The 17,742-nt window shown below is 45.1% G+C and carries 17 protein-coding genes; 9 read left to right on the forward strand and 8 right to left on the reverse strand.

Annotated elements, in window-relative coordinates; genetic code table 11:
- Nucleotides 1-9: 9 nt before the first annotated feature.
- On the reverse strand, nucleotides 10-603 hold the full coding sequence (locus RT064_RS01085) for a glutathione S-transferase N-terminal domain-containing protein (protein ID WP_313060368.1): 594 nt from the start codon (nucleotides 601-603) through the stop codon (nucleotides 10-12).
- Between the two features lie 302 nt (nucleotides 604-905).
- Here RT064_RS01085 and RT064_RS01090 point away from each other — a divergent pair, with 302 nt between their 5' ends.
- The 3 genes from RT064_RS01090 to RT064_RS01100 are packed head-to-tail and all read left to right on the forward strand — an operon-like array spanning nucleotide 906 to nucleotide 4,342.
- On the forward strand, nucleotides 906-2,201 hold the full coding sequence (locus RT064_RS01090; RefSeq protein WP_313060372.1) for an ATP phosphoribosyltransferase regulatory subunit: 1,296 nt from the start codon (nucleotides 906-908) through the stop codon (nucleotides 2,199-2,201).
- Nucleotides 2,202-2,258: 57 nt separating this feature from the next.
- Complete coding sequence (locus tag RT064_RS01095) at nucleotides 2,259-3,557, forward strand: adenylosuccinate synthase (protein WP_313060374.1); 1,299 nt, start codon at nucleotides 2,259-2,261, stop codon at nucleotides 3,555-3,557.
- Between the two features lie 56 nt (nucleotides 3,558-3,613).
- The gene (locus RT064_RS01100) at nucleotides 3,614-4,342 is read left to right on the forward strand and encodes a sulfite exporter TauE/SafE family protein (protein WP_313060377.1); all 729 of its coding nucleotides are present in this window, start codon (nucleotides 3,614-3,616) and stop codon (nucleotides 4,340-4,342) included.
- Nucleotides 4,343-4,344: 2 nt separating this feature from the next.
- Here the strand turns inward: RT064_RS01100 and RT064_RS01105 are convergent, their stop codons facing one another.
- Genes RT064_RS01105 through RT064_RS01120 form a run of 4 tightly spaced genes read right to left on the reverse strand, consistent with a single transcriptional unit; the run spans nucleotide 4,345 to nucleotide 7,209 of the window.
- Nucleotides 4,345-4,971 carry a LysE family translocator gene (locus tag RT064_RS01105; RefSeq protein ID WP_313060379.1) on the reverse strand — a complete coding sequence of 209 codons (627 nt, stop codon included), beginning with the start codon at nucleotides 4,969-4,971 and terminating at the stop codon, nucleotides 4,345-4,347.
- 41 nt (nucleotides 4,972-5,012) lie between these two features.
- Nucleotides 5,013-5,831: an ABC transporter permease gene (locus RT064_RS01110; protein WP_313060381.1), complete on the reverse strand. Its 819-nt coding sequence runs from the start codon at nucleotides 5,829-5,831 to the stop codon at nucleotides 5,013-5,015.
- Nucleotides 5,828-6,544: an ABC transporter ATP-binding protein gene (locus RT064_RS01115; RefSeq protein WP_313060384.1), complete on the reverse strand. Its 717-nt coding sequence runs from the start codon at nucleotides 6,542-6,544 to the stop codon at nucleotides 5,828-5,830. The genes RT064_RS01110 and RT064_RS01115 overlap by 4 nt, the downstream gene beginning before the upstream one ends.
- Nucleotides 6,545-6,600: 56 nt before the next feature.
- Entirely contained in the window at nucleotides 6,601-7,209 is a 609-nt protein-coding gene (locus tag RT064_RS01120; RefSeq protein WP_313060386.1) for a cob(I)yrinic acid a,c-diamide adenosyltransferase, read from the reverse strand.
- A gap of 107 nt (nucleotides 7,210-7,316) precedes the next feature.
- Between RT064_RS01120 and cysS the strand changes: the two genes are divergently transcribed.
- From cysS to pdxH, 4 genes are all read left to right on the forward strand, one after another.
- A complete protein-coding gene (gene cysS / locus RT064_RS01125) occupies nucleotides 7,317-8,765 on the forward strand; it encodes a cysteine--tRNA ligase (RefSeq protein ID WP_313060389.1) in 1,449 nt (482 codons plus the stop codon).
- 237 nt (nucleotides 8,766-9,002) lie between these two features.
- Entirely contained in the window at nucleotides 9,003-10,469 is a 1,467-nt protein-coding gene (gene guaB, locus RT064_RS01130; protein WP_099833918.1) for an IMP dehydrogenase, read from the forward strand.
- 202 nt (nucleotides 10,470-10,671) lie between these two features.
- On the forward strand, nucleotides 10,672-12,027 hold the full coding sequence (glmM, locus tag RT064_RS01135) for a phosphoglucosamine mutase (protein ID WP_095355507.1): 1,356 nt from the start codon (nucleotides 10,672-10,674) through the stop codon (nucleotides 12,025-12,027).
- Between the two features lie 25 nt (nucleotides 12,028-12,052).
- Entirely contained in the window at nucleotides 12,053-12,712 is a 660-nt protein-coding gene (gene pdxH / locus RT064_RS01140; protein WP_313060398.1) for a pyridoxamine 5'-phosphate oxidase, read from the forward strand.
- Between the two features lie 55 nt (nucleotides 12,713-12,767).
- Here the strand turns inward: pdxH and RT064_RS01145 are convergent, their stop codons facing one another.
- Nucleotides 12,768-13,487 (reverse strand): Bax inhibitor-1/YccA family protein, encoded by a 720-nt coding sequence (locus RT064_RS01145; RefSeq protein WP_007116760.1) that lies wholly within the window; start codon nucleotides 13,485-13,487, stop codon nucleotides 12,768-12,770.
- A 201-nt stretch (nucleotides 13,488-13,688) separates the two neighbouring features.
- Between RT064_RS01145 and RT064_RS01150 the strand changes: the two genes are divergently transcribed.
- On the forward strand, nucleotides 13,689-14,621 hold the full coding sequence (locus tag RT064_RS01150) for an NAD(+) kinase (protein WP_050324375.1): 933 nt from the start codon (nucleotides 13,689-13,691) through the stop codon (nucleotides 14,619-14,621).
- Between the two features lie 49 nt (nucleotides 14,622-14,670).
- Here RT064_RS01150 and RT064_RS01155 read toward each other — a convergent pair whose 3' ends face one another.
- A complete protein-coding gene (locus RT064_RS01155; protein WP_313060400.1) occupies nucleotides 14,671-16,014 on the reverse strand; it encodes a lytic murein transglycosylase in 1,344 nt (447 codons plus the stop codon).
- Between the two features lie 252 nt (nucleotides 16,015-16,266).
- Here RT064_RS01155 and ppnP point away from each other — a divergent pair, with 252 nt between their 5' ends.
- A complete protein-coding gene (ppnP, locus tag RT064_RS01160) occupies nucleotides 16,267-16,554 on the forward strand; it encodes a pyrimidine/purine nucleoside phosphorylase (protein ID WP_313060402.1) in 288 nt (95 codons plus the stop codon).
- Nucleotides 16,555-16,634: 80 nt separating this feature from the next.
- On the opposite strand, the gene RT064_RS01165 is transcribed toward ppnP, so the two are convergent.
- Nucleotides 16,635-17,615, reverse strand: coding sequence for a pirin family protein (locus RT064_RS01165; RefSeq protein ID WP_203171816.1), 981 nt, complete (start codon nucleotides 17,613-17,615; stop codon nucleotides 16,635-16,637).
- Between the last annotated feature and the right edge of the window lie 127 nt (nucleotides 17,616-17,742).

Consider the following 17,742-nt stretch of genomic DNA (forward strand, 5'->3'; position numbering starts at 1 on the left):
AATGATTGGCTAAAGTTCAGAGATAGCGGTTGGTAGTTTTTCTAAAGCAGTGCTTTGAGTTTTTTGCATAAAATCTCGCTGACAAAATTGCTCGAGTGCCACTTTGTTTGCCTCAGTGACTGCCTTGTCAAACACCCCAGCCAAACGTAATTTTAAATAGGCTAAGGCAATGCCAAAGAAGATTTGGCCGAGCGCATCGCTTTGCGCATCGAGCTGTGGTGCATTGGGGAGTAAATTCGACAATAGACTGGTTGAGCGCTCAATAAATGGATGTGGGGTAGCAATTGATGGCTGAAAGCGCTCGGTGGCAAAGGCGCGAACGGTTTGGTTGATAATGCCGAGGCTCAGGCTGGTTAAAGCGGCAGACTTTTCATCAGCGAAAATTTGCGGCATCAGATGTGCCAAAATCACACTGCTTTCTGTGATGAGTAATTGATTATCGGTGAGCAGGGCAGGTACTTGGCTAAAAGGGTTGACCGCTAATAATTCTTGTGGGTTTTCCCAAGGCATGACAAATATAAGCTCGGCATCGATTTGCTGGCGTAAACAGGCGACCATCACAAGACGGGCGAAAGGGGAAGTGGTTGAGACAAAGAGTTTCATGAGTAAATTGGATTTCCCTATAATGATTGCATGGCTGTAAGTTTTAATAAATAAGTTTCAAAAAATTTTATAGGAGTTTAGCATAAAAAATTGGGCAATAAAAAAATGCCTAAGCCCAGTGAAGCTATGATACAATGAAAAGGAAAAGTGCCCTTATTTTTATTCTTTGCATTTTATTTTTGTAAGTGCCCTTCTCATCGATTATTCTATGATTTTACATGGTAATTCATGGTCTATGTTTTCATATGGCCGCTTGTTGTCATGTCTAGTGATATATCATTTAATCATCCTTAGGATTTATTGTGTCAAATTTAGCATCAAATTCCACAAATGTGGCAAATCAGTCTGCTTTTTATCTTAATACAAAAAATACTTGGCTATTACCCGATGGGGTTGTCGACTTACTATCGACCGAAGCGGTAAAGCAAGAAACCCTGCGTTATCAATTGACCCGTATTTTAATCAGCCATGGCTATGAATTTATTAGCCCACCTATGATTGAATATACCGAAAGCTTGCTCGGCTATGCGTCTGAAGATGTTAAATTACAAACTTTTAAAATCATTGATCAGCTAACCGGTCGGCTCATGGGGGTACGCGCAGATATCACCCCACAAATTGCGCGGATTGATGCGCGTCTACACAATAATCAAGACACTAGTAACCCATCAAAATCAATTTCCCGCTATTGTTATGCAGGGCACGTAATCTATACCATGCCAAAAGGCTTATTTGGTTCGCGTACCCCGCTACAGTTGGGGGCTGAGATTTTTGGTACTGATTCACTAGCCAGTGAAGTGGAACTATTAGATGTGCTATTTAACTTGTTAGATAGCACGGATGTGATTGAACACTCGCATATTGATATTGGACATGTGGCGATTTTTCAGCAGCTTTGCCAGCTTGCCAGTGTACCTACGCATCTGCAAGAAAAACTCATTGAGCTCTATGCGAATAAAGCGTTACCTGAGCTAAAACTTTTGACCAGCAAAATGAGCCAGTTTGGCGAACTTGCCAACGATTTTTATGTGCTTGGCGAGGCAGGTAATGACTTGCAAAAACTGAGCGAACGGCTCTCAAGTCAAGCCAAACACGATGCTATTATTGCCAAAGCCTTGTCTGATTTGACTTATTTGGTGAGCTATCTTGAAGACCACTGGGATGCCAATGTCAGTGTCGATGTTACAGGATTGGGATATCACTATCATACAGGTGTTGTCTTTAATGTGTACGTGGCAGATGAGTCATTGCCGCTGATTCGTGGTGGTCGTTTTAGCAATCATTTTCATCATGAAGTTGATAATACTGATGCCGTGCGTTCGGGCGTGGGGTTTAGCTGCGAGCTAAACCGTTGGCAAAATCATATCCAAGTACATGAGCAGCCTTTTACCGTGGTGCCTTATAGCCATGTACAAACTATTTTACATGTACCCAATCATCCTGATGCGCCAGCGCTCAAACAAGCGATTGACTCACTACGCCAAGAAGGGCATCGGGTGATGATTGCGCTGGATGAAACCGATGAACCTGAGCAAACCACCCATCGCTTGCAACTAGCGAATGGGGTTTGGTACTTAGAGCATTTGGTAGAAAATTAATTTTTAAGCTGTTGTAAACTTGTTTTTAGCAATTACTTTGATAAAAGGTGACTTATCATGAAACATACGGGAAAAAACGTCGTTGTCCTTGGCAGCCAGTGGGGCGATGAGGGTAAAGGCAAAATCGTTGACTTATTGACTGAAAAAGCCAGTGCGGTGGCGCGCTATCAAGGCGGTCATAATGCCGGTCACACTTTAGTCGTTGGCGGTAAAAAAACCGTATTACATTTGATTCCATCGGGTATTCTACGTGAAGGGGTTACTTGCTACATCGGTAATGGCGTGGTGCTAGCCCCAGATGCGCTATTAAAAGAAATGCAATCACTGGTTGAAGCAGGCGTGCCTGTGCGTGAGCGCCTCCGTATTTCGCCCAACTGCCCACTGATCATGCCACAGCATGTAGCGCTTGACCAAGCCCGTGAAATCAAACGCGGCAACAACAAAATTGGCACGACCGGTCGTGGTATTGGCCCTGCCTACGAAGATAAAGTAGCGCGCCGTGCGTTGCGTTTTGCTGACTTGTTGCGAGCTGACTTTGCCGATAAATTAAAAACTAACCTTGAGTTTCATAACTTTGCCTTGACCCAATATTATGGGGTGGACGCAGTCGATTTTGAGGCGACCTTAAAGTTGGCAGAAGAATGGCGTGATGCGCTAAAAGACTTGGTGGCTGATGTGACAGGCGAGCTTGACAAGCTATGCAAAGAAGGCAAAAACTTAATGTTTGAGGGCGCGCAAGGTACGTTGCTTGACGTTGACCACGGCACTTATCCCTTCGTTACCAGCTCAAATACCACCGCTGGCGGCGTGGCGACGGGCACCGGTCTTGGACCCTTGTACTTTGACTATGTATTGGGTATCACCAAAGCTTACACCACACGCGTGGGCGCTGGTCCTTTCCCAACTGAGCTATTTGATGATATCGGTGAGCACATCGGTACTGTGGGTCAGGAATTTGGTGCTACCACGGGCCGCGCTCGTCGTTGTGGTTGGTTTGATGCGGCGATTCTACGCCGTGCTGTGGTACTAAACTCACTATCTGGTATCTGCTTGACCAAGCTTGATGTGTTAGATGACCTTGAACACCTCAATATCTGCACGGGTTATGAGTTGCCAAGTGGGGAAGTTTGCGGCTCTAGCGATGCGGAGTTTTATGAGAATGTCAAACCCATCTACGAAACTTTGCCAGGTTGGAAAACGAGCACCGTGGGTGTGACAGAGTATGACAAGCTACCTGAAAATGCCAAAGCTTATATCAAACGCATTGAGCAGCTTATCGAGTGTCCCGTTGACATTATCTCAACAGGTCCTGACCGTGCCGAAACCATCGTGCTACGCGACCCGTACGATGCCTAACCCTTATTCATCAAAAAACCCGATGTGATGTCGGGTTTTTTATTTTAGGGTAAAAAATGCTGAATGATAGTTTACTCCCCTTAGCCAATTTATTAACCTCTGCTCTAACCGCCATCACAGGGGTGGGCGGCGGCATGATACTCATTGGACTGATGCCATTTTTTGTGCCTGCAGCAGCGATTGTGCCAGTGCATGGCGTGACCCAACTTGTCAGTAATGCCACGCGCGCTTGGTTTGGTCGGGATGCCTTAGACTTTACCTATTTTTGGCAATTTTTGGCGGGCTCATCGACGGGACTGTTGGTATTTGGCGTGTTAGTACGCTTTATCCATTTAGAGCTTATTCCGTTATTTATCGGCATTTATATCTTACTAATAACTTGGTCAAGCACTTTTAACCGAGTGATTCGCCGTTTTGAAAGTTTCTTTTTGGTCGGATTTGCACAAACGGGCTTGGGCGTGTTTGTTGGCACACCGGGTCCGCTCAATATCGCCATGCTCAATAAGTACTATGATGATAACAATGTCGTTGTCACCACGGGCGCCTTGATGATGACGGTGGTGCATACCGCTAAATTGATAGTTTATGTGGCGATGGGCTTTGTGTTTGCCGATTATTGGCAGTTGCTAGTGATGATGGTCATCATGGCAACCGTGGGCTCATGGCTTGGTACCCGACTGCGCCATAAAATCCGTTTAGAATGGCTAGAAAAAATCCTGCCGTATCTACTCACCCTCATAGCGCTCAAATTGATTGTCGATATCGCCCGTCGCTATTTTTTTTGAACCTAATGCCAAAAAACCTCAGTAACAAGCGCGATGGCAATGAGAATAAATATCAAGCCACATAATCGATTGAGCCACATCAAGCGATTGCCCAATTGCAGCCAATCCGACAGTTTTTTGCCACTCATGGTATAAACCAGTTGCCATGTTATCTCAATCATAAAAAACCCCAACGTGAGTATGAGGTATTGCGGCAGTAAAGGCGCGGAAAAATTGATAAATTTGGGGAAAAATGCGGCAAAAAACAAAATTGCCTTGGGGTTGGACAACGACACCCAAACCCCTGTTTTAAACAGTTGCGTGGGGGTCGGTATGACCTGTAACTGGTCACTGTGCAATTCGCTGTCAGCTTCGCGCCAAGATTTCACCCCAAGATAGGCTAAATACAGCGCACCCACGACTTTGATAATGGTCAATAAAACAGGCGCGTTGGTACTGATAAGCCCTAGCCCTAACAGTGACGTTGTTAGTAATATAAATAAACCCATGCTCAGCCCTGCTAACGTCCACAGGGTTTTTTTGATACCATAATTGACACCAAATTGGAACGCTAACAGCATATTAGAGCCAGGCGCTGCTGAGATAAGGCAAGTACTGATTAAAAAAAATAAGAAATTTTGCAGGGTCATTAGAATTTATAGTAAATAAGTGAAAGATAGCGATGCAACGGTTAATGAGAAGTCTTGGCAGTGGGTGGAATGACAAACTGCCATTGCGAGTTAAAAAACCGTCGAAAAATCAGCAAAGTCGCTATTGTACACCCTAAAGTACTGCTGGTGGCAATTAAAAACAGGGTAATAATTTGATAAAGCACGGCTTGGTGCGGGTCTGCGCCTGCCAAAATTTGTCCTGTCATCATACCCGGTAAGCTCACTAACCCCACCACCATCATACTGTTAATCGTCGGTGTGATACCATTTTGAATGGCAGCGATGACATAGGGTTTTGCAGTTTCCCAAGGCGTGGCGGACAATGCCAAATAGGTATTAATCATACTTTGTTCGCGATGAAAACTGCTGACGAGTTGGTTCATAGAGAGTGAGACAGCAGTCAATGAATTACCTAAAACCAGCCCCAATAATGGTATCATCACTTGGGGGCGAAACCACGTAGCCGCGTTATCTGACAGCACCCACCCACCACCAAATATAGCCACCAGCCAACTACTGACAAACACCGCCAACGCCGTATCCCAAAATAAACCTTGATAGGGCTTTTGAACCCGATTTTTGGCAGCGATAGTGGCGACAATCGACATAAAAGTCAGAATCGCTAACACTTCATACCATTGCTCTCTGGCAAAAATCCACACAAGTACCAGTCCAATGAGACTTAGTTGAACCACCGTGCGAAAACTTGCAATGAGCAGGGATTTGACGATTCCCAGTTTTAACCAAACACTGATTGCCATCACCAGTAGTAATGCCAGGCTTGCCAGCGCTACTTGTAGGTAGGAGATAGCGGGCATGGTGCTAGCTAACATCATCATGGCTGATTGCCTTGTGCTACGGATGCGGGTACTTTGCTATGGATTGTTAACTCGTCATTCATCAATTGACCATTAGCCATCGTCCAGTGGCTAGTGCCAATCGCCAATAAACGCTGAATTTGGGTCGGTTCATGGCTGATCCACACGACGGTAGCATTGGGGGTGGACTGATACCAGTGATTAATTAATATTTCGACTTGGTGCGTAGTAGTGGTATCAAGGGAGGCGGTAGGTTCGTCGAGTAATAAAATGGTCGGGTGCAACTGTAGCGTGCGTAATAAATTGACAAGCTGTTTTTCGCCACCCGATAAGCTGCGGCTATCTTGCTGTAAAAACTGCGGTGATTTGCCAAGGTTAACTAGGTGCTGCTCGTGCCAAGATACATCGAGTTTTTTGTCTTTATAAAGTGCAAAGCTAAAGGGCAGGCTCAAGTTGTCTAAGACGCTGCCCTCAATCATCTCACTTAGTTGCGCAATATAGGCAACCTGTGAGCGCCAAATAGCCGGCGTCAAATCGGTCAAATTTTTGCCGTTTAAGGTGATGTGACCTGCTGACATAGGTAATAGGCTTGCTAGTAGCTTTAGCAGTAACGATTTGCCGCTACCCGACTGTCCCGTGATGACAATAAAGTCATGGTCATGGATTTCACCTGAAACATGATTGATGAGTGTTCGATTGTCGATTTGGTAAGACAGTTGGTCAAATTGCAGCATAGCTTTTTAAGTATGGTGTTTTTAACGGATAGCGTTTTTAAAGTACAGTGATAGGGTTATGAAAGGGTGTTTTTATCCCAAAGCACTTCTTGACCGGCATCCAACCGAGCAACGACGCGCGCCAATACAAACAGCCAATCGGACAGACGATTGATAAACTGTAGACTGATTGGTGAGACATTATCATCCCGCGAGTTTAATGCCACAAGTAGGCGCTCAGCATCTCGGCAATAACAGCGAGCGATATGCACTTGGCTGGTCACAAGGGTGCCTGCAGGCAAGATAAAATCTTTGAGGGGTGGTAAATGGGTGTTCCACTCATCAATTTGATTTTCAAGTTCTATCACATACTCTGCCAAAATCCCGCGGTACTCGGGCATGGCAAGTTCGCCGCCTAGATTGAAAAGCTGATGCTGCAAGCGGCTTAGCTTAGCATCAAATAGGGCATGATTGGGTTGGACATGGTTAGGTTGGGCTTGGCTGTTTTGAGTATGGTTATCTTGACTAAGATAGCCTCGCAATAAACCGATTTGTGAGTTTAATAAGTCAATTTTGCCCATGGTGTCAAAGCGTAAGTCTGCCTTAGACACCCGTGAACCATCCGCCATGCCAGTGGTGCCGTCATCGCCCGTTCGGGTGTAAATCTTTGATAATCGATTGCCCATTGTAGAGACCTTAAAGTGTGAAATATGCCAAATCATAGCACTTTTAACAAAATTTCGGTATGATAACCGATTGTCTTTTTTATCCAACTTGCACAGGTGACTATCCCATGACCCAGCTGACACAGCCCATGCCGATTACCATATATGACTCGATGAGTGGACAAAAACGCCCATTCATGCCCTTAGAAGCAGGCAGAGTTGGCATGTATGTCTGTGGGATGACGGTGTATGATTATTGCCACATTGGTCATGCGCGGGTCATGGTCGGCTTTGATGTGGTCGTGCGCTGGCTGCGTCATATTGGCTATGATGTCAACTATGTGCGTAATATTACCGATATTGATGACAAAATTATTAACCGCGCTAAGGACAATGGCGAAAGTATCTATCAGTTGACAGACCGCTTTATCAAAGCCATGCATGAAGATGCGGATAATCTGGGCTGTGAGCGTCCTAACAGTGAGCCAAAAGCCACGGATTTTATCCCACAGATGCAGCATTTAATTCAAACGCTGGAAAGCAAAAATTTAGCCTATCAAGGCGCAACGGGCGATGTCTATTATGCGGTTGAAAATTTTGCTGAGTATGGCAAGCTCTCAAAGCGTCGCCTAGCCGATATGCAAGCGGGTGCCAGTGAGCGGGTGAATGTTGAGACAGACAAAAAAAATCCGTTTGACTTTGTATTGTGGAAAGCTGCCAAACAAACAGAGCCGCAAGAAACCAAATGGCAGTCGCCTTGGGGTGTGGGTCGCCCAGGTTGGCATATCGAATGCTCGGCGATGAGTACCTGCTGCTTGGGCGACACATTCGATATCCATGGCGGCGGGCATGATTTGCAGTTTCCGCACCACGAGAACGAAATTGCCCAATCTGAAGGCGCAACCGGTAAAACCTATGCCAACAACTGGATGCACGTGGGCTTTATCAATGTTGACGGCGAGAAAATGTCAAAATCACTGGGTAATTTCTTTACCATTCGCGATGTGATGGGGCAGTTTCACCCAGAGACCATTCGTTTTTTTATTTTATCGAGTCATTATCGCAGTCCGGTAAATTTCTCAGATAGCGCGCTTAAAGAAGCCCAAACTAGCCTCACGCGTCTGTATCAAGCATTAAAATCTGTAGAAAGCCTCACCGAACTAGCCGGCGAGATTGACAAAACCCCATTTGAAACCCCCTTTAATCAAGCGATGTGCGATGATTTTAACAGTGCCGGGGCGGTGAGCGTATTATTTAGTCTGGCGCGTGAAATCAACAAAGCCGTCAATCTTGAAACCGACGAGGGCAATGCCCAAGCGCTGGCGTTGGCAACATTGCTAAAAGATTTGGCACAACCGCTTAATATTTTACAGCTTAATCCAACCGATTTTTTACAAGCGAAAGTAGGCGAAACGACCGGATTAAGTGATAGCGAGATTGAAGTATTCATCGAAGCGCGCAAGCAAGCCAAGGCGGACAAAGACTTTGCCAAAGCTGACCAAATTCGTAATGATTTGAAGGCGCAAGGTGTTGAGCTAGAAGACGGTAAAAATGGCACAACGTGGCGCCGCGTTTAAGCTGCTTTAAACCCGTCACGGTTTAAATCGCTTGATAAAATAACCGATTTTAGCTAGAATAGACGGTTAATCAAAAACTAAACGATGGTGTCAATTGAACATACCAATGACAACACGCTAAATCCAAAGGCTGGGCAGGGAACTGTTCAGCCTTTTGCGGTTTTTTGGCTGTCAAATTTTTCACCACGACAAAATTTTAATTACTATTTAACTACTTTTAACTGCTCCGAGGTCTTTATGTTACGAATCGTTGATGAAGCACTTACCTTTGATGATGTGCTACTACTACCTGCTTATTCTGAAGTCTTGCCTAAGATGGTAGATTTAAAAACCCGTTTGACGCGCGGTATTGAGCTAAATTTACCCATTGTTTCTGCTGCGATGGATACTGTGACTGAATCGCAAATGGCGATTACCATTGCCCAACTTGGCGGTATGGGTATTTTGCACAAAAACATGGACATTGATTTACAAGCCATGCAAGTACGCCGGGTGAAAAAATTTGAAGCCGGTACGGTTGTTGACCCTATCAGCGTATCACCCGATACCAGTGTTGGCGAATTGCTTCGTATCACCAAAGAAAACAAAATCAGCGGTGTGCCTGTGGTAGAAGGTAACCAAGTCGTGGGTATCGTCACCCACCGTGATATCCGTTTTGAAAATAACCTAAGCCAGCCTGTTCGCAATATCATGACCCCAAAAGAAAAATTGGTGACAGTTAAAGAAGGCGAGCCCACAGAGAATATTAAACGTCTGCTACACGAACACCGCATCGAAAAAGTGATTGTTGTGGATGACAATTTTCAATTAAAAGGCTTGATTACTGTCAATGATTTCACCAAAGCAGAAAACAACCCAAATGCTTGCCGCGATAGCAAAGGTCGCTTACGTGTTGGTGCGGCAGTGGGTACGGGGGCAGATACCGAAGCCCGCGTTGAAGCGCTCATCGCTGCCGATGTGGACGTGATTGTCGTAGATACCGCACATGGTCATTCAAAAGGCGTCATTGATCGCGTGGCTTGGGTGAAAAAGAACCATCCAAACATCCAAGTGATTGGCGGTAATATCGCCACCGCTGATGCGGCACTCGCTTTGCGTGACGCGGGTGCCGATGCTGTCAAAGTGGGTATCGGTCCGGGCTCTATCTGTACCACGCGTATTATCGCAGGTATTGGCGTGCCGCAAATTTCAGCGATTAGCAACGTGGCTGATGCGCTAAAAAATGACATTCCACTGATAGCCGATGGTGGCATCCGTTTTTCAGGCGATATGGCAAAAGCGTTAGCAGCGGGTGCCTCTTGTATCATGGTGGGTTCTCTACTTGCAGGTACCGAAGAAGCGCCAGGGGAGGTTGAGCTATTCCAAGGTCGCTACTACAAAGCCTACCGCGGTATGGGTTCGCTAGGTGCGATGTCAGGACAAAACGGCTCATCCGATCGTTATTTCCAAGACGCCAAAGAAGGGGTAGAAAAATTGGTACCCGAAGGTATCGAAGGTCGCGTCCCTTACAAAGGTCCAATGAACGGTATCATCAACCAATTAGCCGGTGGCTTACGTTCGTCAATGGGTTATACAGGCTGTGCCAATATTGAAGAAATGCGTAGCAAACCACAATTTGTGCGTGTGACTTCGGCCGGTATGAAAGAATCTCACGTACATGACGTGCAAATCACCAAAGAAGCACCGAATTACCGTGTAAACTAAGTGATAGGTTGATTGCGCTAAAACTGGGTTAACTACCCAGTTTTTTTTTATGGCCCAATTTATCGCCCAAAGTTTTTATAGCTTAAAGTAACGTGTTGCGCCATCACCCATAAAAACAAACAGATATCGCAACATGCGTGAAATTTTGCTATGCTAAAATTTTATATTGTGATAACAACAACGGGCGACAAAGGAGAATTAAATGAGTTATTTTGGTACTGATGGTATTCGTGGTAAGTTTGGGGAATTTCCGATACATCCGCAGTTTTTAATCAAATTAGGCTATGCCACGGGTAAAGTGCTGCTAGCCAACCAAGCAGCCCCGAACGAAAATCATCGTCCCAATGTCGTCATTGGTAAAGATACGCGGCTCTCTGGCTATGTTATTGAAGCCTGTCTGCAAGCAGGATTTAACGCCGCAGGGGTAGATGTGCATATGCTAGGCACTATTCCAACCCCTGCCATCGCGCATTTGACCCGAAGTTTTCACGCTGATGCGGGCGTGGTGATATCCGCATCCCACAATCCGTTTTATGACAACGGTATCAAATTTTTCTCCAATGAAGGCAAAAAGCTGTCAGATGAAATTCAGCAAGCCATCAATGAAAAAATCGATGAAATCAAAGATATCAATGTCGTCATTGACGCACCAGAAGCGCTAGGCAAAAGTTATCGTGTGGAAGATGCCAAAGGTCGCTATATCGAGTTTTGTAAGGGTACTTTCCCCTATAACCTAAATTTAAATGCCCTAAAAATCGTCGTTGACTGTGCCAATGGAGCAGGATACAGCGTCGCACCCCGTGTATTACGTGAGTTAGGTGCAACCGTCATTGCCATTGGCGATAAACCCGATGGCATTAATATCAACGACAATGTCGGCTCTACCCATCCGGCAAACTTGCAACAAGCGGTGCTTGACCATGAGGCCCAAGTGGGTATTGCCTTAGATGGCGATGGCGACCGTATCATCATGGTCAATGAAAAAGGCGAGTTGGTTGATGGTGACGGCATTTTATATATTTTAGCCACCCAAGCAGAGCAACAAGTCGATGGCGTGGTAGGTACCTTGATGACCAACATGGGTCTACAATTGGCGTTTGACAAAGCGGGCATTGCCTTTGAACGCGCCAAAGTCGGCGACCGCTATGTCATGCAAGGGCTTGAAAAAAATGGCTGGGTACTGGGCGGTGAGTCATCAGGTCATATTTTAACCCTAGATAAAGCCAGTACGGGCGATGCCATTGTAGCAGGTCTACAAGTGCTTGCGGTGATGGCGCAGAGCAAACAATCATTATCAGAGCTGATGAAGGGTTATACGCAGCTACCACAAAAATTGGTCAATGTCAGATTGGCGCAAAAACAAGATCCCTACACCTTCCCAGAATTGGCAAATGCGTTTAAAGATGCCGAAGAAAAATTGACAGGACGGGGTCGTTTACTGATTCGTCAATCAGGTACAGAGCCATTGATTCGGGTAATGGTCGAAAGCGATGATGAGATTGAGTGTGATATGCTAGCCAATGAACTTGCTGAAAAAGTACGCCAAGTGATGGCGTAAAGTTGACATTTTATAAGGATAAAACATGAGTATTGATTTTACCAGTCAACGATTATCGTATGAGCAAGGCGAGCTTATCGAATCACACTTGCCGGAGCAGCCGTTTAGCTTACTACAAACTTGGGTGCAACAAGCAATTGATGCCAAGCAAGGGGAAGCGTATGCGTTTTCACTGGCGACTTGTGGCCGTGATAGGCAGCCAAGTGTGCGCACTTTACTGATGCGTGAAATCATCCAATTGGAAAACGCGGGCATTGGCCTCGTGTTTTATACCAATTATGACAGTGCCAAAGGCTGTGATTTGGCGACCAACCCCAATGCTGAAGCATTATTTTTTTGGCCAAGCCTAGAAAGACAAATCCGTCTTACCGGCGCTGTGCAAAAGGTTAGCCGTGAACAATCCGCGCAGTATTTTCATAGCCGCCCGCGTGATAGCCAATTAGCCGCTTGGGTCAGCGAGCCACAAAGCAGCGTGGTTGCTAGCCGCGAGGTAATGGAAGACAAATTTGCTCAATTAACTGTGCAGTATGGAGACAACCCAATTCCTTTACCAGAATTTTGGGGAGGCTATCTGCTGACGGTAGAAAAAATTGAATTTTGGCAGGGTAGAGCCAATCGTATGCACGACCGCATTGTTTATTCGCTAGCTGACGAGCAATGGGTGATGGAACGCTTATTACCTTAAACTACAAGCCATAAAAAACACGGTACTTTAAACCGTGTTTTTTATTTGATAAAACTTAGTTTTGCAGTGAACGCAGTAAACGCACAAATTCAATGTACATCCATACCAGTGTTGATAAGATACCAACGCTTAGTACCCATTCATAGCTTTCATCCACCCCTGCAGCATAAGCTCGCTCAACGCTATCAAAATCTAATAACAAGCTCAGTGATGCAATCACAATCACCAGCAAGCTAAAACCAATACCCACCACGCCACCGCTAAACAAATACGGCAGTGAGCTACCAAATAGGCTAAACCCGATTTGTACCAGATACACCAGCATAATAGCAATCACAGCAGACATCATCACAGAACGAAATTTTTGGGTGACTTTAATCACGCCACTGCGATAAAGCGCCAGCATCACTGCAGCGGTTACAAAAGTTGCGACCAACGCCGTCGGCGCAACTGTGGGAAACTTGATGCTAGCAAAGAGAGAAATCGCGCCAATCACGATGCCCTCTAAAATTGCATAAGGAATTGCCAGTGTTTTAGCTATGTGGGGTTTTGAGATAATTACCATACTCAATACAAAAGCCACCAAGATACTGGCTAAAGCCGCTACACTAACAAAACCTGAAGTGACGCCACTAGCTAGGCAATAGCCAAAAAATCCAACACCCGATAACGTCGTCAGACCTAGCAGAAAAGAGGTTTTTCGAATGACCCCTTTGACCGTCATCGGTGTCGTACTAACCGCAAGTTCAGCACGAGATATAATCGGATTTGCCATAAAAATTTGCTCCCAAGAGTTAAAAACTTTCAAAAGTTAGTTATATATCGATCGCCTTAAATTAGCAAATAGCAATGAGTTTGTATACATTAACTGCACAACGAAGATTAGCAATTTTGTAATATAAAATACTGATTGGGCATAACGTGAGCCAGTAAGCTGTGATAAAATAGCTTAATCTTTATCAGTTAATTTTCTGCTATGACGTCCACACTTATTCCCAATCCTGCCTTTGGGCGTATCGGCATTATGGGTCGTGCCAACAAGCCAAGTGTCATTCAAAGTATCTACCAAATTTGTGACTTTTTTCATGAGCAAGGGTTGCCTTTATTAATTGACCATCAAACGGCACGGTTGCCGGCATTAGATTTTGCACGCCTAGGCGAGATTGCTACGATTGAGCGTAGTTTGCTCGGCGGTGCTTGTGATTTGGTCATTGTGGTCGGTGGTGATGGCTCGCTGCTACATGCGGCGCAAGTACTCGTCAAACACAAAGTGCCAGTAGTGGGGGTGAACCGCGGACGTTTAGGGTTTTTAACTGACATTTATCCTGATGATTTAAACGTAAAATTGACCAGTATTTTACAAGGTCATTATCAGCTTGAAGATCGATTCTTGCTAAAGATGGAAATCCGTCAAGGTGCACATGTGATTTATGAAGATATGGCGCTAAATGACATTGTGCTGCATGCAGGCAAGTCAGTGCATATGCTAGATTTTCATTTAAAAATTGATGGGCTTAATGTCTATCGTCAGCACAGTGATGGTCTGATTGCCTCCACACCGACGGGTTCCACCGCTTATGCGCTATCAGGTGGCGGGCCGATTATTCATCCTAGTATGGATGCCATTTGTCTGGTGCCCATGCATCCACATACCTTATCAAGCCGCCCGATTGTGGTCAGCGGCAACAGCGAAATCAAAATCCGCATCCATAAAGATAACCGCACCCAGCCGATGGTGAGTGCAGATGGGAAACCATCGGTGCCGCTTAACCAAAACCAGCGTTTAGTGATTCACAAGCATCCGAACAAACTCACGTTATTACACCCACCTGGGGTGGATTTTTTTGAAGCTTGCCGTACCAAACTTGGTTGGAATAGCTACGCTGAAGAATTTAGTATGGATAATTAAATAAAAAAGCCACCTGAATCATTCGGTGGCTTTTTTATGAATAAATCCATTAATTAATCAGCCCGCTTGCCGAGCGTTTTGAGATAAATCCATCTGGGATTTGGTTGTGGTCGGCTTGCCAGCGCTGAAATGCTAATTTGGTATTGGTGCCTACGACGCCATCTGACCCTTTAGTATCATAGCCCATTGCCGTCAAACGCTGTTGAAGTTGGCGTACTTCATAAGTAGCAAGTGGCTGCTCATAGCGCGGCCAAGATTGCTGTAAACCTGGCTGCCCGATAATGGCTTTGGCAAGTAAGCTTACCCCCATGGCGTAATTGGAGGAATTATTGTATACCTTAATGGCATCAAAATTTTTGGTTAATAAAATCGCAGGACCCTCTTTACCCGCAGGGAGCCACAATTCTGCCATCGCATCCATGGGCGCATTTGGGGTGATAAATTGAATGCCTAAATTTTGCCAGTCCGCCATGGTTTTTTTGGTACTGACTTGGCGATAATCAAAACCATTTGGTAATCGTACCTCATAGTACGAGCCCATACCACGTTGCCAGCCGGCATTTTTAAGATAGCTTGCGGTAGAAGCTAATGCATCAGCGGTATTCCAAGGGTTACGATGACCATCACCATTGCCATCTACTGCTTCATCTAACCAAGTTTTGGGAATAAATTGGGTATGTCCCATGCCACCTGCCCAAGAGCCGCGCAGTTGCGACCAATTAATATCACCACGCTCAAGCAGCGACAACAGCGCGAGCAGCTGATCCTCTGCAAAACTGCGGCGGCGACCATCATATGCCAGGGTCGCCAAACTATTGACCAGTGATGAGTTGCCTGTGCCTTGACCGTAAGAAGATTCCATGCCCCAAATGGCAGTCACAATAGAGGCTGGCACACCATACTGATTTTCAATGCGATCAAGTAGGGCGCTTTGGCTGGCAAAATTGCGCTGACCCCCACTGACACGACCACTCGATGCGGCACCATCGATATATTCCCAAGGCATTTTGGCAAATTCAGGCTGTCCTTTATCCAGTGATACCACTTGCTCGCTGTAGTTGGCACTAGATAGCAAGCGTTCAACATCTGCACGGGGATAACCTTTTTGCACGGCGCGTTCAATAAAATCCGATTTCCACTGATAAAAGCTACTATATTGATTGGTGGGAACAGTCACAGGTGGCACGGGCGTGACTTTCGGGGGTGCCGTAATCACCACAGGGGAAGTCGGCAAGGTACCTGGTAGTTTTTGGGGTTGGGTCTGAATAGGTGCTGATGAACAGGCTGCCAACAATGCCGCTAAGCTGACAGGCAATGCCAGTTTTTGACCAACCAAACGATGCGACAAACAGAGCGATAAAGCGACGATAGACGACGAATATTTAACATACATAGAGCAATAACCTCAATTAATACAAGCCAAGTGCGTGCAAACATAACAACTGTGGTAAAAAAATGAATATAGCATAAAAATAGGAAGTTTTAGTTGTTAAGGAATAATTGATATAAAAATACTACAAAAATTGTGGTAAAAGTATTTGCCAAATTTTGGCAGTTTTGCCAGTGTTTTTGGAAAATAGGATTGATAATTGGGCAAAAAAGTTTATGATAATCGGTTTATAGCAGCTAATTTTGAGGAATAACTATGCTAAAAGTCAATCAATATTTTGATGGGAATGTGGCATCAATCGGTTTTCAAACAGCCACCTTACCTGCGACCGTGGGCGTGATGAAAGTAGGCGAATACGAGTTTGGCACGAGTCAATTTGAAACCATGACCGTCATTAGCGGGGCTATCTCGGCATTGTTGCCAGACCAAACTGACTGGCAAACTTTTAAAGCCAATGAAACCTTTACCGTCGATGCCAACCAAAAATTCAAGGTAAAAATTGACGAAGAAACGGCTTATCTTTGCACTTACCTAGATAAATAATCATGATAAATAATCAAGATAAAGTAAGTAATAAAAAAGCGATATCAAATCCATGATATCGCTTTTTTTAACCGAAAAATTTATTGAATATCGCCGAATTTTCCCGCATTAAAATCTAAGATAGCTTGACGGATTTCGGCTTGGCTATTCATCACAAAAGGCCCATAACCCACCACAGGCTCATTAATCGGCTCACCACTCATCAGCAAGATTTTCGCTCCCGCTTTGCCCGCCGTTAAGCGTACAAAATCTTCGCCCGTTTCGCCACTTTCAATCTCAAAAGTGATTAATTGATTGGCGTGTGCTTGCTGGTCGTGATCAGCGTTGATGATCACATCGCCTTGCATCGACAATAACAACAAATTGTGGGTGCGAGAAATCGCGACTTCTATCGAGCGATTGGGTTCAATACTGATATCCCACAAGTTAATGGGGGTAAAAGTCGTGCCAATGCCGCGTGCCTTACTGTCACCCTGTTGGGGGGCGTGAGTATTGATAGTAGGGGTAAACTCCCCCGCAATTACCTTAACTTGTCCTGCATGCAGTCCTTCATCATCGTGCAGACTGACCACCGCCATGTCATCATTGGCAAGATGTTGGTATTTGGCAGGCGTGGCTTTATCTTTGGCAGGTAGATTGACCCAAAGCTGTACCATACTAAAATCACCGCCTGCTTGGCTAAATTCAGGGGAGTGAAATTCCTCATGAATCACGCCATTGCCTGCCGTCATCCATTGCACGTCACCTGTCTTAATAGTACCGCCACCGCCACTAGAATCACGGTGAGAGACTTCACCTGCATAGGCGATAGTTACCGTTTCAAACCCTTTGTGTGGATGTTGTCCGACACCGCGAGGGGCTTGAGCATTGGGTTCAAAATATTGTTTTGCTGCATAGTCGAGCATTAAAAAAGGGTCGGTGCGTTTATCACCCACCATGTGATTGAACATCGGGTTGACATGAAAACCATCACCCACCCAATGGGGGCGTGGGGCGGCATGAATTTTGTCGACTTGTCGGTAAGTCTTATTGCTATTTTGCTTGCTATTTTGCATGGCCATGATTTTTCTCCTTATTGATAGCTTTAATATAGGAGCAAAAAAGCTATTTTCAAGTATAAATTACATTATATTGGTTATTGTCAATATTAACTAATATAAAAGATAAAAAAAGGCAAAGTTAATTGCT

It is taken from the genome of Moraxella sp. CTOTU49097, assembly GCF_032064105.1.
Classification (GTDB): Bacteria; Pseudomonadota; Gammaproteobacteria; order Pseudomonadales; family Moraxellaceae; genus Faucicola; species Faucicola osloensis_B.